At 65.4% G+C, this 18,499-nt stretch carries 18 protein-coding genes; 3 read left to right on the top strand and 15 right to left on the bottom strand.

The features are described 5' to 3' along the window. Positions 1-7: 7 nt before the first annotated feature. From N6L27_RS16030 to N6L27_RS16000, 7 genes are all read right to left on the bottom strand, one after another. Positions 8-694, bottom strand: coding sequence for a LysE family translocator (locus tag N6L27_RS16030; protein WP_271908308.1), 687 nt, complete (start codon positions 692-694; stop codon positions 8-10). Positions 695-717: 23 nt separating this feature from the next. Continuing rightward, positions 718-1,278: a DUF3291 domain-containing protein gene (locus N6L27_RS16025; RefSeq protein ID WP_271908307.1), complete on the bottom strand. Its 561-nt coding sequence runs from the start codon at positions 1,276-1,278 to the stop codon at positions 718-720. Next, the gene (locus N6L27_RS16020) at positions 1,271-2,791 is read right to left on the bottom strand and encodes a class I tRNA ligase family protein (protein ID WP_271908306.1); all 1,521 of its coding nucleotides are present in this window, start codon (positions 2,789-2,791) and stop codon (positions 1,271-1,273) included. The genes N6L27_RS16025 and N6L27_RS16020 overlap by 8 nt, the downstream gene beginning before the upstream one ends. Then, complete coding sequence (locus N6L27_RS16015; protein WP_271908305.1) at positions 2,791-3,222, bottom strand: cupin domain-containing protein; 432 nt, start codon at positions 3,220-3,222, stop codon at positions 2,791-2,793. The genes N6L27_RS16020 and N6L27_RS16015 overlap by 1 nt, the downstream gene beginning before the upstream one ends. Before the next feature lie 11 nt (positions 3,223-3,233). After that, positions 3,234-4,595 carry a lysine N(6)-hydroxylase/L-ornithine N(5)-oxygenase family protein gene (locus N6L27_RS16010; protein WP_271908303.1) on the bottom strand — a complete coding sequence of 454 codons (1,362 nt, stop codon included), beginning with the start codon at positions 4,593-4,595 and terminating at the stop codon, positions 3,234-3,236. A gap of 516 nt (positions 4,596-5,111) precedes the next feature. Further along, positions 5,112-6,206 carry a ParB/RepB/Spo0J family partition protein gene (locus N6L27_RS16005; RefSeq protein ID WP_271908302.1) on the bottom strand — a complete coding sequence of 365 codons (1,095 nt, stop codon included), beginning with the start codon at positions 6,204-6,206 and terminating at the stop codon, positions 5,112-5,114. Next, a complete protein-coding gene (locus tag N6L27_RS16000) occupies positions 6,184-7,608 on the bottom strand; it encodes an AAA family ATPase (RefSeq protein WP_271908301.1) in 1,425 nt (474 codons plus the stop codon). The genes N6L27_RS16005 and N6L27_RS16000 overlap by 23 nt, the downstream gene beginning before the upstream one ends. A 591-nt stretch (positions 7,609-8,199) precedes the next feature. Between N6L27_RS16000 and N6L27_RS15995 the strand changes: the two genes are divergently transcribed. Together N6L27_RS15995 and N6L27_RS15990 are read left to right on the top strand one after the other, a co-directional pair. Beyond that, on the top strand, positions 8,200-9,483 hold the full coding sequence (locus tag N6L27_RS15995) for a replication initiation protein (RefSeq protein WP_271908300.1): 1,284 nt from the start codon (positions 8,200-8,202) through the stop codon (positions 9,481-9,483). Between the two features lie 56 nt (positions 9,484-9,539). After that, positions 9,540-9,944, top strand: coding sequence for an OsmC family protein (locus tag N6L27_RS15990; RefSeq protein WP_271908299.1), 405 nt, complete (start codon positions 9,540-9,542; stop codon positions 9,942-9,944). Between the two features lie 5 nt (positions 9,945-9,949). Here N6L27_RS15990 and N6L27_RS15985 read toward each other — a convergent pair whose 3' ends face one another. The 5 genes from N6L27_RS15985 to N6L27_RS15965 all read right to left on the bottom strand — a co-directional run bounded on the left by N6L27_RS15985 (position 9,950) and on the right by N6L27_RS15965 (position 12,927). Beyond that, the gene (locus tag N6L27_RS15985) at positions 9,950-10,768 is read right to left on the bottom strand and encodes an energy transducer TonB (protein ID WP_271908298.1); all 819 of its coding nucleotides are present in this window, start codon (positions 10,766-10,768) and stop codon (positions 9,950-9,952) included. Further along, positions 10,765-11,148: an ExbD/TolR family protein gene (locus N6L27_RS15980; RefSeq protein ID WP_271908297.1), complete on the bottom strand. Its 384-nt coding sequence runs from the start codon at positions 11,146-11,148 to the stop codon at positions 10,765-10,767. Before N6L27_RS15980 ends, N6L27_RS15985 begins: the two co-directional genes overlap by 4 nt. A 10-nt stretch (positions 11,149-11,158) precedes the next feature. Then, the gene (locus N6L27_RS15975; RefSeq protein WP_271908296.1) at positions 11,159-11,536 is read right to left on the bottom strand and encodes an ExbD/TolR family protein; all 378 of its coding nucleotides are present in this window, start codon (positions 11,534-11,536) and stop codon (positions 11,159-11,161) included. 4 nt (positions 11,537-11,540) lie between these two features. After that, complete coding sequence (locus tag N6L27_RS15970) at positions 11,541-12,473, bottom strand: MotA/TolQ/ExbB proton channel family protein (protein ID WP_271908295.1); 933 nt, start codon at positions 12,471-12,473, stop codon at positions 11,541-11,543. 160 nt (positions 12,474-12,633) lie between these two features. Continuing rightward, a complete protein-coding gene (locus tag N6L27_RS15965; RefSeq protein WP_271908294.1) occupies positions 12,634-12,927 on the bottom strand; it encodes a DUF2218 domain-containing protein in 294 nt (97 codons plus the stop codon). A 267-nt stretch (positions 12,928-13,194) separates the two neighbouring features. On the opposite strand from N6L27_RS15965, the gene N6L27_RS15960 reads away from it, so the two are divergent. Beyond that, complete coding sequence (locus tag N6L27_RS15960; protein ID WP_271908293.1) at positions 13,195-15,033, top strand: ABC transporter ATP-binding protein; 1,839 nt, start codon at positions 13,195-13,197, stop codon at positions 15,031-15,033. 88 nt (positions 15,034-15,121) lie between these two features. Here the strand turns inward: N6L27_RS15960 and N6L27_RS15955 are convergent, their stop codons facing one another. The 3 genes from N6L27_RS15955 to N6L27_RS15945 are packed head-to-tail and all read right to left on the bottom strand — an operon-like array spanning position 15,122 to position 18,497. Then, a complete protein-coding gene (locus tag N6L27_RS15955) occupies positions 15,122-15,961 on the bottom strand; it encodes a sugar phosphate isomerase/epimerase family protein (RefSeq protein ID WP_271908292.1) in 840 nt (279 codons plus the stop codon). Continuing rightward, positions 15,958-17,268 (bottom strand): DUF6005 family protein, encoded by a 1,311-nt coding sequence (locus N6L27_RS15950; protein WP_271908291.1) that lies wholly within the window; start codon positions 17,266-17,268, stop codon positions 15,958-15,960. The genes N6L27_RS15955 and N6L27_RS15950 overlap by 4 nt, the downstream gene beginning before the upstream one ends. Beyond that, entirely contained in the window at positions 17,265-18,497 is a 1,233-nt protein-coding gene (locus tag N6L27_RS15945; protein ID WP_271908289.1) for an AMP-binding protein, read from the bottom strand. The genes N6L27_RS15950 and N6L27_RS15945 overlap by 4 nt, the downstream gene beginning before the upstream one ends. Positions 18,498-18,499: the final 2 nt, after the last annotated feature.

The following is an 18,499-nucleotide window of genomic DNA, read 5'->3' as shown; positions in this document are numbered from 1 at the left end:
TACACTCCTAAAGATACGTGCCGGCCTGCAGAAGGATCCGCATCCCGATCAGCAGCAGCACCAGGCCAAGAAGACAGTCGATGGAAAAGCTGGCCCGCTCATACATTCGGCGGAACCTAGGCCGGGCCAGGATCAGGATCACCAGACCGTACCAGAGGATCTCGATCAGAAAGCTCGCGGCCAGCACCGCGCCTTTGGTGGCCAGGCTGGTCCGGGCAATCAGCGGCGCATAAAGGCCGATGAAGAACACGATGCCCTTCGGGTTGAGCAGGTTGACCAGCAGCCCCTTGTTCAGGGCTGAAACAAGCCTTTCCCCGGCAGGCGCGGCCTCTGGCACCATCTCCGGCTGCTCTGCCGGCACCGACGCGGCGTGGCCTGCCGGTTGCAGCTGTGTGCGCTCCCGCAGGGCAGAGACAATTGCGCTCAGCCCCAGATAGCCCATGAAACCGCCGCCCGCGACCGACACCAAGAAGCCGAACAACGGATACGCCACAATCAGCGACCCGACGCCGAACATGGTGATCGAGGCATTGATCGTCGCGCCCGCCGCCAAGCCGAATGTCACGGCAAAGGCCAGAGGCACCGGATGCCGCAGGCTGTAGCGGGTGATCAGCACGAAATTGGGTCCCGGGCTGATCACGATCATCACGTAGACCGCAATGACCGCAGCAAAGGTTTCAAGATCGAAGGTCATAATGCTTCATCCTTCGCGCCCGCTCAGGCGGGTTCCGGCTCCAGCTTGGCATTGGGCCGGCAGGGCCTGCCCTGCGGGTCAAAGGCCTGCTTGAAAGTAAAGGCTTGCGGGCTGGGCCCATGGTCATGCAGATGCTCCAGCCTGGCGCAGGCCTCCGGCCAGACAGGCTGATGCGCCGCCGGGATCCACCAGGCTGCAAATATCGGCCAGTCCTGCGGCCCGAACCACTCGGCAGATTGCTTCAGCGCAGCCCGGTGGCGGGCGCCGCGATAGGCAAAGGTCCAGACTGAATGCAGGTCGCGCCAGACCGACAGCGTCTGCGCCTGATAGGAGCTGCCGCTGAAGGTGCCGCCGGGATAGAAGCGCGGCACCGCAAACGGCCCCCAGCGGCCCCAGTCCTTCTGGTAATTGGTCATCCAGGCAATGTCCTCCACCGGCTTGGCGCGGGCGATAAAGCCGCCGCTGGTTTCGGCCTCGGCAAAGGTGTCAGGCGTCCGGTCATCGAATTCCTGCACCGAGGGATCGCCATAGGGCGCCTTGAGCACGGAAAACGTCATGAAGGCGAGGTGCATCTGCTCAGGCATCGGCCAGCTCCTCTGCCGGGGCGCTAGCGCCGCCTGCAGGCTCTTGCCCGGTCAGCTCCGCCGGAATGCGCCCGGCTTCCAGCGCCCGCTGCAGGCTGCTGGCAAGCGAGGGCATCAGCGGTGCGGCGGCGCGCGCCCAGGCCGCCAGCATCTGCATCACGCAGTCCCGGCCCGTGCCCGGCGCCGCCTGAACGCTTTCGATGGCGCCCAGCCCTTTCAAAACATCCTCGGCCGCCTGCCGCAGATTGAACCGCTCAAGCGACAGGCTTGCCGCCACACGCGTTTCCATCGCCGCAGCCGCCCGCGCTGCCGGATCCGGCAGCCTGCCCCCCTGCCCGGCGGTCTCCGCCGCCGCAGCGATCCGCCTGAACGGGGCCAGCAGCCTGCGCTCGACAACCTCCTGCATGTCCTGGGCATTGAAATTCCCCTGCTCGAACCCCGGCGCCGAAAGCGCCGTGTAAAAGCGCACCAGATCCGCCGGATAGGCCGCAGCGATGTCGCGCGCCCAGATCAGATGCCCGCGGCTGGTGGAGAATTTCGCGTTTTCCAGATTGTAGAATTCATTGATCACAGTGGCATGAGGCAGGAACTGCTCCATGCCAGCGGCATGCAGCAGGGCCACATGCACGATCGCGTAGAAATAGGAGTTGTCGTAACCGAAGAAATTGACAATCTTCGGCGCCCCGCCAGCGGCCTCCGCCTGCTTATAGCCATGCACGAAATTCAGCGCCAGCTCCGGCCAGGCATTGACGACCTGCCCGGGCAGGTCGGGGTGCCCGGCGCCGATCCCCCAGCTGCCCGGCACGGTCACCGGAAAGTCCGGCAGCGGCCCGGCAAGCGCGTCATCGACCAGCCAGCGGTACTTTGGCCGGATTGCGGTGCCGAAGTTGTGGAAGCGCCGCAGAGCATCGCGCCAGGCCTCCAGTTCCAGCACCAGCACCTCGGCGTGGCGGACCTCAACCCGGGCTGCGGGATCATTGGTGCACCGCGGGTTCAGCAGCGTGTCCGCCCGGGTCGGAAACCCGCAGGCCTCGCAGATGCCGCACTTGCAGTCATCCAGACAGCGCGGGCACAACCCGCTCGCCCCGGCTTCGTCCAGAAACTGTTCCTGATCCGGCAAATACATGAACGGAAAAGTTTTTTTCTTTAAGATGCCTTGATCATACAGCCGCAGCAGCGTGTCGCGCACAAAGCCGTCCGAGGCCGGGCCCGGTTCGAAGTAGTTGTCGACCTGGCAACCGTAGATCTCCAGCGTGTCCAGGATGTCGCGTGTCCAGCCGGATGCCAGCTCCGCCGGATCGCGGTCCTGCTTTTCCGCGGTCGCCCGCACATAGGACTGGTTGGTGTCGCTGAAAGACAGCACATGCACGCTCTGACCGCCCGCCTGGGCTGCCTTGGCAAAGATGTCAGCGGCCAGAAACGGCCCCGCCATATGGCCCACATGCAGCCCTCCGTTCGGGGTCGGCGGCGGCAGGGTGACGATGAAATCGGGAGGGGAAGACGCGGGTTTCATCACAGGGCCTCCTCAAGCTCGGCTGCAGAAAACACTTCAAAGCTTCGGCCCTTGTCATCCCAGTAAAGATCAACAAAAACAAATGGTTCAAAGTTCGGATTGCGCAGCTGATGCATCCAGAAGCGCGGGATATAGACGACGTCGCCGGCGAACAGTTGCGTTGTCTGGCCTTCAATCTCCAAATCCGCCCGGCCCGCGGTCACGATAAAGCATTCCTCCTCGTCGTGGCGGTGGGCATCGACGTCCTCCTGCGGCCGGATGGTCACCAGGATGGCGCCGAATTCCGTCAGCGGGCGCTTGCTGTTCACGCGCCCCGGCCAGGGCAGCAGCCGCCGCAGGTCGGCGTTGTACTCGCGCGTTGTCACCGCGCTTTCGCCGCGGCGCACCAGGGTTTCAATGTCAAATGTCTCTCTGTCTTTCAGTGCAAACATAATCTGCCTCGTCATGCGGGTTGGACCGTCCGCGCAGGGGTGTCCTGCCCTGCGCCGGATGAGTTGTTCTGCGGCCGGACCGGCACAGCGGCAATCGACCGGGCCAGCTCAGCCGAGCGGACCGAAAGAAGGCTGAAGGAGCCGGCATCGCCAAAGCCGTGGCTGGTTTCCGAAACGCCGTTCAGAAAGACCGGGGCCCGCGTCAGGCCCGGCTTGATCAGCAGCCGGTAGTCCCGCGCCTGGGCGATGGCGCCGTCCGCACGGAACCGGGCCTCTTCGGCAATGCCGGCCAGCAGCGGGTGAAAGGGCTCGCCTTCAGGCGCGCTGCCGTGGTTCAGGAAGCCTGTCGCCAGAATGACCGCATCAAATTCCGCCCGGGTTTCGCTGCGATCCATCCGGTCCAGCAGCCTCAGTTCAAAGCCCCCTGCCCCGCCCTGCGGCGCGATCTCCTGCGTGGTCTTGTTGTCCAGCAGCACGATCTGTGCCCGCCCGGTGACCCGCTGTTCGTACATGCGGAACTGCAGCGCATTGATCACGTCATGGTCAGCGGCGCCATAGTTGCTGCGCCACAGCTCCCGCCGCATGCTGTTCTGCACGTCCTCCGGCGCGCCGTAGAAACGGTCGACGAACTCCGGCTCATACACCCGTTCGGTGAACGGGCTGAGGTCCTTCTGCTTGTAACCGAAGGACCGGCAGATGCCGGTGATCTGCGCCTGCGGGAAATGGCCCGGCAGATCCAGCAGCATTTCCACCGCGCTTTGGCTGGCACCGATCACGGCGATGCGCCGGACAGTGCCCTCCTGCTGCCAGCGGGCCACGGCGGAGCGGTATTGCGCCGCATGCACCATGCGCCCGCCCATTTGCGCGGCAAAGGGCTGGGGGATGCTGATTGACCGGCCCGGCGCAAAGCTCACGCTGCGGGCAAGAAGGACCTCCCCGCTTTCCAGCCCGACCCGCACCGCAGGAAGCCCCCCGGCCTCGGTATATTCCAGGCTGCGCACCGCGGCGCTGTAGCGCACTGCGCGGTCGAACTGACGCGCTGCCCATACGGTATAGCGGGCGTATTCGGTGCGCGGCGGATAGGGCGCTTCGAGGTTGAGAAATTCGAACAGGCGGCCCTTTGCCTTCAGATAACTGAGAAACCCATAGGGAGAAGCCGGGTTGCGCGGGGTTACAAAGTCACGCAGCGGATTGTGCTGGATGTCGCTGCCATCGATCAGGAATTCACCCTGCCAGTCCGGCGCTGCCGCTTTTTCCAGAAACAGCACATTGTCCAGTTCCCCCGCTTCCTCGAGCGCAATTGCCAGCGCGATGTTGGAGGGGCCGAAACCGATGCCGATGCACCGGTAGATATGCGGGCTGTCTTCACTCACGTCCGTGCTCCGTCTGTTGCCACCGAAAGGGCGCGGCCAGCACGGGTGCCGGACATCTGCCCTGTTCCGGTGATGCCCAAGCCGCCGGAAAATTAAGCGCCAAAAAAACCACAAAATCTGCCAAAGGCGGCGGGCCGCGCGCCTGCTGCAGGGGCGTGACTGCCCGCTGCCGGTCTGAGGCTGCAGAGGTTTCGCAGCGAAACCTGGGCCGCGCATGGCATCACTGTCGCGCTCTGGTTTACAGCTGACCTGGATGGACGGCGGTTCTGCCCCCTGTCTTCCAAGCCTGTCCGGTTTGGAGGTTTCGCAGCGAAACCTCTCACGGGGCAATGCAGCCCGCAGGCAAGAACGCCATTGCTGAGCGGGCCGCTGCGAAAAGGGCGCCGCAGGGAGGATTGGGCGGTTCAGAGGTTTCGCAGCGAAACCTCCCTGCCCTTCAGGCCACAGCGGCAATGAAAAACCCCGGCCCTTCAGCCGGGGTTTCGCTGCGAAACCACTGATGCGGCCCCTGCCCGCTCAGCCCTGTTCCAGCAGGTGGCGGACATTTTCCATCACCGCGTCGACCAGATCGGAGGTGACATTGCTGCCGTGAAAGCGGATCGCATAGCCGTTGGGCCCGCTTTCGCGTTCGATGGAGATGCCGTTGGCCAGCCGGGTGCGGCGGCTGCGCTCAACCTTCTGCGCGGTTTTGGGGCGGCCGCCGCGGGCCGGGTCCTGAGGGGCGCCTTCGGCCTGTTCAATGAACTGCAGCAGCGCGTCCCATTCCTCTGCCGCGGAGCGCGCGCCTGCGGCCTCCAGCGCGGCGCGCATCACCTCAGCGGTGCCGGTGCGCAGCGCGGCGGCCAGCCGCAGGCACTGGCGCTCATTGAGGCCGGTGGCATAGGCCAGCATGTCGCCCAGCTCCTCGTGGATCAGCGCAAAGGAGCGGATCTTGGAGCGCTTGGCCTTGGAGGCGTGCTGGAACAGCACCGCCACCGCGTCGTCGACATTCTGAAAGATGCCGTCATGCACCGCCGAGGCCGCCGCGCGGCCGCGCTCATACTGGCTGAGGCCGGAGCGGATCTCGTTTTCCTCGATCATCGACACCAGCGCATTGGCGATGCTGCCGGGCTCGCGGATGAAGGCGGGGATGGTCTGGAACCGTTCGCCGCCGCTCATGGCATTGAGACGGCGGATGGCGGACAGGCGGCGGTAGCCGGAGACCAGCGCGTATTTGCCCGCATCCTCGGGGTTCAGCGGCTCGAAGACCTCGATCGGCAGGCGCAGCCCGTTGGCGGAGATCGAGGCCATCAGCTCCTGCATCTCGTCCTCATCCAGCACGATGCGGTCGCGGTTGAGGGCGTCGGCGGTGATGTCCTCCAGCGGCAGCTCCACCGCCACCAGGCCCTTGCCCTCCGCGGCGCGCAGCCGTTCGGCGTCAGCCTTGTCCCGCGCGGCCGCCTCGCGGTCGGCCTGGGGCAGGGGGCTGGCGTGGCGGGCGGCGTCGGCCACCACATCGGCAATCGGCGGGCGCAGGCCCGCGGGCCCGCGGGCGAGGTCGCGGTCGATGCCGGCCTCGATTTCCTTCAGCGCCTCGGGAGAGGGGGTTTCAAGCTGTCTGCGGCGTGCCATCTGCTCTGTCCTCTTTTGGGGTCTGTTCTGCCTGCTCCATCTGCTGATCGCGCCACCAGCTGCCGATCAGAAGCTCCTTGAATTCCGCATAGGTGCGGTCGAACACCTCGCGGCCGCGCACATAGGTCTCGCGGTTGAAGTTGCGGTAGTCCGCCTCGTAGATGCCGGACACGCTTTCGCCGGCCTGACCGACGAGGGCGGTATAGTCCTGGCGGTAGGCGTTCATCATGTCGCCGAAATAGGCCTGGATCACATTGGCCAGGTCGCTTTGCTGGCTGGCGTCAAAGCGGGTGATCAGGGCACGCACCACGTCCCATTCGAACTTCATCTCCGGCAGCCCTGCGCGGCGGCGGCCGGCGTTCTCGCCGTCCTCGATAGAGGCAAAGGTGGAATAGAGCATGTCGAAGAAGCGGCCTGTCGAGTCGAACTCCAGAAAGGACGCGCCCAGCGGCACCATCAGGATGTCGGCGGCGGCCAGCGCGTTGATGGTGAGGTAGCCGAGGGCAGGGGGGGTATCCAGCAGCACGATGTCATATTCATCAAGCGCGCCGCCGGCCTCCAGCGCGTTGGTCAGCGCATCCCACAGCGCCCAATTGCGCAGCCCCATGCGCCAGACCGGGATCTGGAATTCGGCCCAGTAGAGGTTCAGCTGGGCGCCGATGAGGTCGATGTTGGGCCAGTGGGTTTTCTGGACCACGTTTCGCAGCGAAACCTCCTTGGCCTCGGTCAGAGTCTCATCCAGCGGAATAGAGTCTAATCCAGAGGCTGCGCGGACCTTGTTTTCAGCCTCCACCGCCTCGGCATAGTCGCGGGCGAGGAGGGGGAAGACGGTCTGCCATTCATCGGCCACCTGGCCGCCGAGGATCGAGGTCATAGAGCCCTGGCTGTCGAGGTCGACCACCAGCACCTTGTAGCCGTCGAGTGCGGCGGACATCGCCAGATGGGCGGCAGTGGAGGTCTTGCCGACGCCGCCCTTGAAGTTGGCGACCGCGACGACCTTGGCGGGCAGCCCTTCGGGGCGGTAGGGGCGGTATTCCTTGGTGCTGATGCCTTCGGATGCGAAGTGGTCGCGCAGTTTCAGCACCTCCTCCAGCGTGAACCATTTGGAGCCGCTGGCGCCTTCGCCCTGGGGCAGGTCGGGGTTCTTGTTCAGGACCCGGCGCAGGTGAGCGGGGGCCACTGGGATCAGGTAACGGGTAATCTCCCAGGTGGAGAATTTGCGCAGCCGCTTGCGGCCGTCGGGGGCGTAGCCGCGCTTGGCCAGATCGTCGCGTCCGCGGCCCGCAAAGGCGGCGGCCTTGGCAAATCTGGCGGTATCCACCAGTTCGCCAAGCTTGGCCGCTGCTGCCTCCGGATCCAGGTTGAAATAGGGGGGCAGGGGGGTATCAGGTTTCTTTGCCATGTGCCTTATGCCTCGGGTATATCGCCTGTTCGGCGTGTTATCCCGGTTTTTGTCGCACATCCTGGGCAGAAGGTGAATCATTATCTGGCAGCGCATCTGTTTTCCGCTGCCGTCCGTATCCCGCGGAATATATGACTCTTTTCCCCAATAATGACTATGGCACAAACAAGTTGAAATGTTGTGAATCTTTGATTCAGTTTAGAATCTTTAGGGTCAGTAAGTTGATGTTTATCAGATAGTTAGATAGGTTTTGGGACCTGTTTCCAGTACCAAGGGTACCCGTTTTCAGGGGCATTGGTACCCGTCTGCGGGAACAAGGGTCCCGATTCGCAGGAGGACGGGGACCCGCGACTCGAGACAGCCAAAACGGGCCGTTTCGGGGGCCAGAATAGCCTTGAACACGGGGTTTGAGCAGCCGTTTGGCGCGAAATTCCGGAGGCCGCCTGTAAAGGTACCCGTTTGCAGGATGGTCTGATCCCGTAAAAGGGTGCCCAAAGCAGGATTGAGCGCGGGTGCCTTTTCCGTCATAATATTCCCGAGAGCAGATCCCGCAGAGTCGCAAAGGCCAAAGCGGGGCAATAGGGCAGGGCGATGGACGCAGAACATATCCCGCACAGCAAGCTGACAGGTCCCCTGCGCCGGGGCTCAGTGAAGAAGAATGTGGCGGCGATTCATGTCTCAGGCAAGCTGACGCTCTTGCAGCGCAAGCTGTCGAATGTGCTGCTGCTCAATGCCTATGACGCGCTGGTGACCAAGCCCAAGCACCAGATCGACGCGCAGACGCTGTGCCTGATGGTGGGCTACAACTCCAACGACATGGAAACGCTGAAGCAGTCGCTGCGCTCGCTGGCGGAGACGGTGGCCGAATGGGACATGCTGGATGAGCAGGGGCGGCAGGAATGGGGCGTCAGCTCGCTGCTCTCTTATGCCAAGCTGTCCGGCGGGGTCTGCGAGTATGCCTATAGCCCCGCGCTGGCGGAGAAGCTGCACGACCCCAAGGTCTTTGCCCTGATCAATCTGAACATCCAGCGGCGGTTCACCAGCGGCCATGCGCTGGCGCTGTATGAAAACTGCTATCGCTTTGTGCGCACCGGCTCGACCGGCTGGTGGGACATTGCGCTGTTCCGCCGCCTGATGGGGGTGGATGGCAGCGCCTATTACGAGAGCTTCAAGCATCTCAATGCCAAGATCATCAAACCGGCGGTGGCGGAGGTGAACAAGACCTCCAACATCCTGCTGACGCCGGAGTTCAAGAAGATGGGGCGGCAGGTGGCGGAGGTGCGGTTCCGCATCAAGGAGAACCCGCAGCTGGCGATGCTGGATATCGACGATGGCGCGGGGGTGCGGCAGGGGGCGGTCTATACGCAGCTGATGGAACTGGGTGTGAGCGACCGGCTGGCGCGGCAGTGGATAGCCGAGCACGGCGAGGACTATGTCGCCGAGAAGGTCGGCTATCTGAAGGGGCAGAAGGCTGTGGACAGTCCGGTGCGCTATCTGAGCGCGGCCCTGCGCGATGATTACAAGTCCGGACCTTCGGAAGCCGCCAAGGACGTGTCGCCGGAGGTGCTGGCGGCAGCGCAGGCGCGCAAGGCGGCAGAGGCCGAGGCGGCGCGGGTTGCAGCGGCAGAGGATGCGGCCAAGGCGCGGGAGCGGTCCCGGCGTGCGCAGAAGCTGGAGCGGATCCGGGAGCTGGCGGCGGGGCGTTCGCCCACCCAGCGGGATGCGGACAAACGTCTGTTCCTGAGCCGTCTGGAGGATGAAATCGACCGCGAGGAATTCCGCAACCGCGGCTGGGCGGCGGCGCTGCTGGCGGCGGAAATGGCGGCCTTCTGGGAAGAGCTGGTTCCGGGCGCGTTTGAGGATCTGCCTGTTTAGAGCCTGTTTTCCGGGGGTGATCGGGTGTGGCGTGCAGAAGGGAAAGGGAGGCAAGCGTGGTCCTGAAAGTCAAACCCAAGCGCTATGGCCCGGTGTTCGTGATCTTTGATGGCGGCGCAGAGCTGCGCTATGCCAGCGGCGAAGGGGCGGACAGCAGCCCGTACCCGCCTGCAGGCTCACCGGTGGAGACGATGCTGGCCGCGCTTGGCGCCTGTATTGTGCGGTCGCTGGAATGGACGGCCGGCCGGCACAAGCTGCAGCTGCCGCCGTTTCAGGTGCAGGTAGCCGGAGTTGGTGCGCCGGAACTGCCGGGGCACCTGGAAACGGCAGAGGTGACCGTGATTGGCAGGCTTTCGGATGATGCGGCGCTGGCCGGGCAGATCGTGATGCAGGCCAAGTCCGCCTGCACCGTCAGCAACTCGATGAACAGCGTGGTGACGGTGAGGCTGGAAGAGGGCTGACAGCGCTACCGGGTGAAGCTGATGGGCAGGCTGAGGCGGATTTGGCTGGCCTGCAGCTTTTTCGGGGCTGGCGGGAATTTTCCGGCGCGGGCGACGGCGTCCAGCGCCGCCTGATCAAACGCGGCAATTCCTGAGGATTTGGCGATGCGGTGGTCCAGCAGCCGGCCGTCGCGGGCAACCGTCAGGCGAAGTACCACCTGGGCCCGGCCTTTGGCACCAGAGGGGTAGCGCTTGCGCCGTTCGATGCGGGCGCGGATCTTGTTGCCCCAGACGGTGCGCAGCTTGGCCTCGCGGCCGGGATTTGCGGTGGCCGTCCGGGCGCCGCCGGTTTGGCCCGCCTCAGTGCCGCCGCCCGCACCTGCGGCGCGCTGGCCCGCTTGGCCGGCTGCGTTGCGGTTGGAATTGGCCTTGGGCGGCGGGGTTTGTTGCGGCTTGGCCTGCGGTTCCGGCTTTGGCGCTGGTTTGCGCGGTTTTGGCGGCGGCGGGGCGGTGTCGGCCTGCACCGGCTGGGCCGCAGCGGGCTGGGTAAGCGGGGCCAGCAGCGCGGCGCGCGGCGCCTGGGCCAAGTCGATCTGCGGCAGGGCAGGGGGCTGGATCTGCGGCGGAGCTTCCGGGCTCGGGGTTTCGATCTGCGGGACTTCCGGCGGTTTCTGCCAGGCCTCGGTCATGCGGGCGACCTCGGCGCTGGCGGGCTGCAGCGAGACCAGCGCATCGCCGCCTGCACCGCTGGAGTGCGCGCCCGTTTCCGGCGCGCTGGCAAAGAGCGCAATGTGGATAAGGCCCGCAAGGCCCGCAAAGACGGTGAACTCAGTGGCGCGCTTCATGGCTGGCGCACCACCAGTTCGGCGCGGGCGAGGCCGGCTTCCGCCAGCTGACGCAGGATGCGGGCGAGGGTCTTGGCCTCCAGCCGTGCGTCGGCGCGCAGCTGGATTTGCGGGCTGTCCGCGCTGGCAGTGGCGAGGCGGGCGAGTGCAGCGTCTCCCTCGGCCCCGTCGAAAAACATCCGGCCGTCGGCGGCGATGTAGAGCACCGGCTGGGCCTCTGGCGCGGCCTCGGAGGCGGCATCGGGCGGGGTCACGTCAAACGGGTCGGGCTGCGCCAGGCGCGAGGTCATCAGGAAAAAGATCAGCAGCAGGAACACCACGTTGATCATCGGCACGATGGATTCGGTGCGGGGACGTTTCGGGGGATCGCTCAGGTCCATGGGCGCTGCCTCACTCCACCAGCACGATGTTGCTGAGGCCTGCCTGCTGCAGCAGCGCGGTGATGTCGGTGATGCGCTGCAGGCTGGCGCCGTCACGGCCGCGCAGGATCAGCATGTCGGTTGGGCTTTTCATCAGCGGCGCCAATGCCTGGGCCAGATTGCTGTCCGCCACCGGCACGCCGTTCACATCCAGGTTGCCGGGTCCGACGCCAATGAGGCGCGGCGGGCCGCTGTAAGTGCCGCCCTGTCCGGCCAGCGGCAGCTGCAGCACCGTGTCCATGCCGAAGCGGGAGGCCAGCATGAAGAACACCAGGAGCAGGAACACCACGTCGATCATCGGCGTCAGGCTGGGTTTGCGCCGCGGGCGCGGGGCGGGGGCGAGCTGCATGGGGCTACTCGGCGGCCAGCGCCAGCTGATCGGGCTGGCGGGCGACGAAGATGCGGGTGGCGCTGTCCTCCAGGTCGCGGCGGATGCGGGAGATTACTGCTTCGAACCAGGTGAGGGCAGCGGAGGCGGGGATCGCAACGGCCATGCCGGCGGCGGTGGTCAGCAGCGCCTCCCAGATGCCGCCGGCCAGCAGGGCGGGGTCGGCCTTGGATCCCGCGGCCTGCAGCGCCTGGAAGGCGGCGATCATGCCGAGAACGGTGCCGAGGAGGCCCAAAAGGGGGGCGATGGTGGCAATCAGCTCCAGTGCGCCGAGGCCGGTGGCGGCACTGGCCAGATGCAGTTTGGCGACCCGTGCGGTCTCCTCGCGGGCGCGGTCCTCCGGCAGGCTGGCGGTGGCGGTGAGGGCGGCTGTGACGACTTTGGAGCGCACGCCGATGCGGTTTTGCACGATGGCCAGCGCAGCGGCGCAGTCACCGCGTTCATAGGCGGCGACGGCATCGGCGGCCTTGCCGCGGGACCAGGCGCCGATGAGGGCCAGCCGCCAGATCTTCCACAGGATCAGCGCCAGAGTGATCACGGACAGGGCCGCAATCGCCCAGATTGAGGGTCCGCCGTCGCGCAGGAACTTCAGCGCCTTGGCGGAGGTGTCATTGGCCATCTGCGCCAGTTCGGGCGGGGCGGCAGGCGGTTCAGCCGCGGGCTGCGGGGCTGGAGCGGCTGCAGGGTCCGCTACCGCGCTGTCTGCGTCTGATGGAAGGACCGGGGCCGGAGGCACAGGGGCCGGCGCAAGAGGAGCCGTCGGCGCTGGTGCTGTTTCGGCGGCTGCGGGTGTGTTCGCGGTGATGGCAGGAACCGGAGCGGCGGTGCTTTCCTGAGCCGCAGCAAAGGGGGCCATGAGCAGAAGGGCAGCCGCGGCTGCGGGCAAACGAAGGGTCATGGACCGGTCTCCAGCCAGAAGCGCCGCGAGGGGCGGCGCCGGTTTTTCGGAAATGGCTGGGCGGCCCCTGAGGGAGCGGGGAGTGCCTTGCTGGAAGCGTTCCGGGGGAAACGCGGGGTCACGGGTAGGAAACCCAACCCGTTTTGTCAAGATTCTGGGATCAGGCGGCGTCTGATTGCCAGTCCATCGCCTCAAACGCCTCGCGGAAGGCGAAGCGGGCGAGGTGGCGGTCGATAATGTCGCGGGCCTCGGCCAGGTCTGCGGCGTCAGGTGCAGTGACCTCGGCGGTCAGGGTGTTTCCTGTGGCCTGCAATGTCGCAGGCCCCATTCCCAGCGCGACGGTGCCGCGGGTACCGTCGTGTTCGACGGCAACCTTATGCGCAAAATGCTTGCAAAGCTGCTGCAGGTATCTGGAGGCGTTCGGGGTCTCAAAACGGCCCTGATCGGTGAGCATGATGTAATCCTTAGTGTTTTACTCAGATTGCAGCACAATAACGGGCTGCAGGCCTGCCGCAAGCAGAAATCCGGGGCGCATTTTGCCAACGGGGCGCGAATTTCGCTGCTGACAAGCGGGGCAGGGGCCCCTAAAAGGAGCGGGCTGCGGTGCAGGCAGGATCCGCGCCCTTGCCCTTGTTAGTCTCTGGTTCCGGGGATTCGGGCGGGCGGATACGGCGACCCACATCTCAAGCGGTTCCATGAAAATCCTTGAGAGGCCTCCAAAATGTTCCGGGCTTTTGAAAACCTTGTCGATCCCTTTGCGCCTGCGCATCAGGCGCCGCCGCGGCCCGCCTTGCGGGCCTATCTGGCGCAGCAGCTGGCGCCCTACCGCAAATGGCTGCCGCTGATGTTTGCCACCGGCGTTCTGACCGCGCTGATGGAGAGCGGGCTGATCTTCTATTCCGGCCGGGTGGTGGACCTGATGGCGGAGACCGGCGCCGGGGCGTTCTGGGCTGCGCATGGGACGGAGATGCTGCTGGCGCTGTTCTGCGTGCTGATCGTGCGGCCGTCGCTGGTGGGGCTCAATCACCTGCTCTTGGAGCAGACGCTGTCGTCGAACTTGCAGGAGCAGGTGCGCTGGCAGGCGCACCGGCATCTTTTGGGGCAGTCGGCGGGGTTCTTTCAGAACGATTTCGCCGGGCGGCTGAGCAACCGGGTGATGCAGATGGGGCCTGCGGTGCAGGACAGCGTGCATATGCTGTTCGAGGCGGTGCTGTTTGCCGTCACATACATGATCGGCGCGGTGGTGGTGCTGACGCAGATCGACTGGCGGCTGGCGGTGCCGCTGGTGGCCTGGGTGGGGCTTTATGCGCTTTATGTGCGCCATACCGCGCTGAATGTGGCGGCGACAGCTGAGAAATGGTCCGATGCGCGCTCTGCCGCGACCGGGCGGATTGTCGATGCCTATGGCAATATCGAAACGGTGAAGCTGTTTGCCCGCGACGGGCAGGAGCAGGCCTATGCCTTGTCGGCGCTGCGGCGGCTGCGGACGCGCTATCAGCGGTTTCTGCGGATGATGACGCGGCTGGCGTTTGGCAGCATCGCCATCAACGGTGTGCTGATTCTGATCGTAGTGGCGCCGGCCATCTGGCTGTGGATGCGCGGGTCTGTCAGCGTTGGTGAGGTGGCGGCGGTGTCGGCGCTGACGATCCGGCTCAACGGGATGAGCGGCTGGATCCTGTGGGTGACGATCCGGCTGTTTGAGAACATGGGGGTGATCCGCGAGGGGCTGCGGTCCTTGTCGGCAGCGCATGAGGTGATGGATGCGCCGGGGGCAAAGCCCTTGGAGGTGGCCCGTGCCGAGGTGCGGATCGAGGGGCTGCGGCACCATTACGGCAACACGGCAGGCGGGGTGAACGGGATCGACCTGCACATACCGGCGGGCCAGCGGGTTGGTATTGCCGGGCCGTCGGGGGCAGGGAAATCGACCCTGATCAACCTGCTCTTGCGGTTCCGCGACCCTGAAGGCGGGCGCATCCTGATCGACGGGCAGGACATCCGCGGGGTGACGCAGGAGAGCCTGCGCAGCCGGATCGGGGTGGTGACGCAAAACACCTCGCTCATCCACCGCTCGGTGCGGGCCAATATCATGTACGGCAACCCGAGTGCGACGGAAGCGGAGATGATTGCCGCCGCCAAACGCGCCGAGGCGCATGACTTCATCATGGGGTTGCGCGACCACGCGGGGCGGACCGGCTATGACGCCCATGTGGGGGAACGCGGCGTGGCGCTGTCGGGCGGCCAGCGGCAGCGGATCGCAATTGCGCGGGTGGTGCTGAAGAACGCGCCTGTCCTGATTCTGGACGAGGCGACCTCAGCACTCGACAGTGCGGTGGAGGAAGCGATCCAGAAGACGCTTTGGGACGTTATGCAGGGCAAGACGGTGATTGCGATTGCCCACCGGCTGTCGACGATTGCCCAGATGGACCGGATCGTGGTGCTGCGGGAGGGGGAGGTTGCCGAGGACGGCAGCCACGCGGAACTGCTGGCGCAGCAGGGGGTCTATGCAGGGCTGTGGCAGCGCCAGGCGGGCGCGGCGGAGCGGGTGCCTGAGGCGGTGTGATTTCATACAGGCAGGATGCGGAAGCAGAAAACCCGGCACGTCTGCCAGCGTGCCGGGTTTCTTGTGCCAGGATCGGGGGCCGACGTTTTCAGACCGCTTCCGCGGTTTCGGGCTCCGGCCGCCGGGTTCGGGTGCGAATCTGGGTGATATCGCTTAGCAGAGTCTGGAAAACCGCATCCCCGAACCATTCCAGGGAGGCCTCGCAGGCCGGGTCCTGGGCCATTTCTGCCAGCAGCGCGCTGTAGTCATAGGCGCCCTGGAACAGTGGTACCATGCCGTCGCGGCTGCCTGCGGCGCTGTAGACGTTGGCGGGGGCAAAGACGTCCAGCCGGTTGCGGGCGGAGACGTTTTTCAGGTGGTAATGGGCGATGCGGGGCAACAGGATGCGGCGGGCCTCCACCGGGTCGTCGCCGCCTTCCCAGACGTGCAGCGCGTCGAAGTTGATGGCGAGCGCGTCGTGATCCGTGGCGTCGATCAAATCGCAGGTGGCGGAGAGCGTGTCGGCGAGGGTGCCGGGGTGGGTTTCCACCAGCAGGCGCAGCCCGTGATCCGCGGCGATGATGCAGGCTTCGCGCAGGGCGCGGGTGATCTGGCGGCGCTCCTCCGGGGTGGCATCGGCGCTGGCCTGCTGGCCCGCAAAGGTGCGCATCTTGGCCGCGCCCCAGGTCCGGGCCTGGGCGCAGAGCGCCAGGGTGCGGCTGCGCAGCAGGTCCGGGTCATGCAGCGGCAGGTAGTCGCTGATCATCGGCACCGACAGGCCCTGCGCGGCCATCCACTGGGCGTTGTGAATGGCCAAGGGGGATTGGTTGCGGGCGTGGACGCCCCACAGCTCAATCCCCTGAAACCCGTTGTCGCGGGCCCAGAAGGCTATGTCTTTGAGCCCGATCAGCTGGTGGCGGAAGGAAATGGTGCAAAGCGAGATTTTCATGCCGGTACCTCCTGCGGCTGGGTGTCTTCCAGTTGCGAGCTGGCCGGAAAACTGGGCGGGGCTGGCAGGTTGGCGGCGCACCAAGTGTCAAACTGGGCATGAAGCGCTGCTTTGATGGTGAATTCGAGCTGGTCCAGCGAATCGAGCGCTGCGAACAGGTCGGGGATCATGGCGCGGTCGCCGGTATGGGCGATGCGGGCGGCCAGAAAGTGCAAGCTGCGGAAGCCTTCGCAAAGCGCTTCGACCCGGTCGCATTCGGCGTCGAAGGGCTCGAACGGTGTGTCCAGCTCCTGCCAGAAGAAGGCAAAGGCGTGCTCATAGGCGTATTTGCGCAAAGAGAGCACCGGCATTTCGCGCACCGCACGGCCCAGGTCGGCCAGCGCCAGCGGGCGGGCGGGGGCACAGTGGTATTCAAAGATCTGCCGCAGGGCGGAGGTCAGCAGGTTGTCCTCGCTGCGGAAAGTCTCAGTGAAATAGGCCGCCAGATCCTGTGCCTGCGGGGCCTGCGCATCGCCGCTGTTCAGGATATAGCCGCCCGCGACGGTGGGCTGCGCCATCGCGTTCAGGATGGTTTCGCGCGGCAGGTCGCCACGCCAGCGGTAGTCCGGATCATAAAGGTGCCAGAGGTCCGGATCATCGGTCTGCTCAATGATGACGTAATGCGGGAAGGGGTTCTGGTTGTACTTGTTCTCGCGCTCCGGCAGGTGGAACATGTCGAGGAAGACCACCAGCTGCTCGTCATCGGATTTGGTTGAGAGGAGCTGTTCGAAGCGGATCAGGTTCTGTTCCTTGGTCCGGCTGTGGTCGTACCATTCGCGCACCGGGATGTTGTAGAGCCGCTCGACCCAAGCCGCGAAGTGGTCCTGGGTGATCTCCTCGCTGTGGTAGGCGAGTTGCATCGCAGGCGTCACCGCAAAGCTGCTGTCCCAGGTGCCGAAATAGAACGGGCGGAAGTTCAGATGCTCATGCCGCCGGATCGCGGCGCAGAGGCAGCTGACGAAGCAATGCACGGTGATTTCGCTGGGGGCGGGGGCGTTGGAGGTGTCTTCGGCGGCTTCAGGGGCCTCGCCCAGCAGCATCCGGATCAGCCCGTCGACGGTTGCGAAATCGCTCTTGGACAGCTCGCGTTCCGGCATCTCGATGCCATGGTCCGTTTCCAGATACAGCATCAGGTTGATCAGGATCACCGAGTCGATGTGCAGGTCGTCGTTCAGCACCGCCTGGGCGGAGAAGTTCTGCATATACGGGTTGGCAAGCGGGCCGGAGAGGGTCTGGCGGATAGCCTCGAGGATGGTGTCATAGGTCATGCGTCTGCACTCTCCGGTGTAAACTCTGCGGCGATCTCGCGGCGGCTGATCTTGCCGTTGGCCTGGCGGGGCAGGGCGGGCAAGTGCCGGATCAGCGCAGGCTGCTGGTAATCCGCAAGGGCTGTGCGGCAGGCCTGGCGGATGGTGTCTTCACTGGCGGTGCCGGCATACAAGAGCCCCGCGCGGGCGCCGGAATGCAGGTCAGGCAGGCGGAAGGCGACGGCGTCACTGACGCCGGGCAGGGCCATGACGGCTTTTTCCACGTCCTGCGGATAGACGTTGAGGCCAGCAACGTTGATCATGTCATCGGCACGGGCGGTGAAGACCAGCATGCCGCTGTCATTGAGGCAGCCGAGGTCGCCGGTGTCGATTGTTTGCCCTGCGATGGTGATGCGGACCGCGTCCGGGGTGTCGTTGTGGCCTGCGGTCAGGGTCACATGCGGCAGCGGCTGGCCGACGTCATACGGGTTCTGCAAATCCTGGTTGATGGCGACGCAGCCACCCTCCGAACAGCCGTACTGCTGGAACAGATGGGTGGTGCGGGCGCGGATCGTTTGGAACCAGGCCTCTGGCAGCACGGTGCCGGAGGTGTTGGCCGCGTAGAGGCGCTGGCCATCGGGCAGGAGGCGCGCCAGCGTGTGCAGCATAGCGGGCGAGGTATAAAGCAGCGGCTGATCGGTTTCGCGCAGGCGGCGCAGGATGTATTTCGGGTTCAGGCTGTCGAGCACCACCGGCACATGGCCGCGGTGCAGCGCCACGAAAACGCCGGCAATCAGCCCGTAGGAATGGGTGACGGGGCAGGCGATCACCGGCGTCATCGCGGCGCTGGCTGTGAAGAAGGCGGCGTAGCTTTTGACCTCTGCCGCGATTTCCGCCCAGCTGCGGGTGATCACCTTGGCGGCACCGGTGGTGCCGGAGCTCATCTGCACCAGAACGCCGCCGCGCGGGGCGGTGTCCGTCTGGGGTAGGCTGATCTGTTTCAGCCCGTCGCTGAGCATCACGTCGCAGCCCGCCGCCTGCGCCATTTCGCGGGCAGTTTCCGGCGGGATGCCCGCGTGGATCGGGAAGACGCCGGCGCCTTGCGCGCGCAGGTACAAAAGCGCCGAGAGTGCGGCGCCGGCGTTTTGCATGTGCAGGCCGTAGCGGTGCGTGGCGGGCTCCGTCAGCACGCGGTTCAGCCGCGCGGCGAGGTCAGAGGGGTCGATGGTCGTGTCGTTCAGAACAAACATGG

Source organism: Leisingera sp. SS27 (assembly GCF_028368855.1).
GTDB lineage: Bacteria > Pseudomonadota > Alphaproteobacteria > Rhodobacterales > Rhodobacteraceae > Leisingera.
Note: the sequence above shows the minus strand (reverse complement) of the source record. Positions and strands in the feature narration are given on the sequence as shown.

Bases quoted from the DNA above. Each gene is read 5' to 3' on its own strand.
- N6L27_RS16030 (WP_271908308.1), bottom strand. From the start codon at position 694: ATGACCTTCGATCTTGAAACCTTTGCTGCGGTCATTGCGGTCTACGTG.
- N6L27_RS16025 (WP_271908307.1), bottom strand. From the start codon at position 1,278: ATGCCTGAGCAGATGCACCTCGCCTTCATGACGTTTTCCGTGCTCAAG.
- N6L27_RS16020 (WP_271908306.1), bottom strand. From the start codon at position 2,791: ATGAAACCCGCGTCTTCCCCTCCCGATTTCATCGTCACCCTGCCGCCG.
- N6L27_RS16015 (WP_271908305.1), bottom strand. From the start codon at position 3,222: ATGTTTGCACTGAAAGACAGAGAGACATTTGACATTGAAACCCTGGTG.
- N6L27_RS16005 (WP_271908302.1), bottom strand. From the start codon at position 6,206: ATGGCACGCCGCAGACAGCTTGAAACCCCCTCTCCCGAGGCGCTGAAG.
- N6L27_RS16000 (WP_271908301.1), bottom strand. From the start codon at position 7,608: ATGGCAAAGAAACCTGATACCCCCCTGCCCCCCTATTTCAACCTGGAT.
- N6L27_RS15995 (WP_271908300.1), top strand. From the start codon at position 8,200: ATGGACGCAGAACATATCCCGCACAGCAAGCTGACAGGTCCCCTGCGC.
- N6L27_RS15985 (WP_271908298.1), bottom strand. From the start codon at position 10,768: ATGAAGCGCGCCACTGAGTTCACCGTCTTTGCGGGCCTTGCGGGCCTT.
- N6L27_RS15980 (WP_271908297.1), bottom strand. From the start codon at position 11,148: ATGGACCTGAGCGATCCCCCGAAACGTCCCCGCACCGAATCCATCGTG.
- N6L27_RS15975 (WP_271908296.1), bottom strand. From the start codon at position 11,536: ATGCAGCTCGCCCCCGCCCCGCGCCCGCGGCGCAAACCCAGCCTGACG.
- N6L27_RS15970 (WP_271908295.1), bottom strand. From the start codon at position 12,473: ATGACCCTTCGTTTGCCCGCAGCCGCGGCTGCCCTTCTGCTCATGGCC.
- N6L27_RS15965 (WP_271908294.1), bottom strand. From the start codon at position 12,927: ATGCTCACCGATCAGGGCCGTTTTGAGACCCCGAACGCCTCCAGATAC.
- N6L27_RS15960 (WP_271908293.1), top strand. From the start codon at position 13,195: ATGTTCCGGGCTTTTGAAAACCTTGTCGATCCCTTTGCGCCTGCGCAT.
- N6L27_RS15955 (WP_271908292.1), bottom strand. From the start codon at position 15,961: ATGAAAATCTCGCTTTGCACCATTTCCTTCCGCCACCAGCTGATCGGG.
- N6L27_RS15950 (WP_271908291.1), bottom strand. From the start codon at position 17,268: ATGACCTATGACACCATCCTCGAGGCTATCCGCCAGACCCTCTCCGGC.
- N6L27_RS15945 (WP_271908289.1), bottom strand. From the start codon at position 18,497: ATGTTTGTTCTGAACGACACGACCATCGACCCCTCTGACCTCGCCGCG.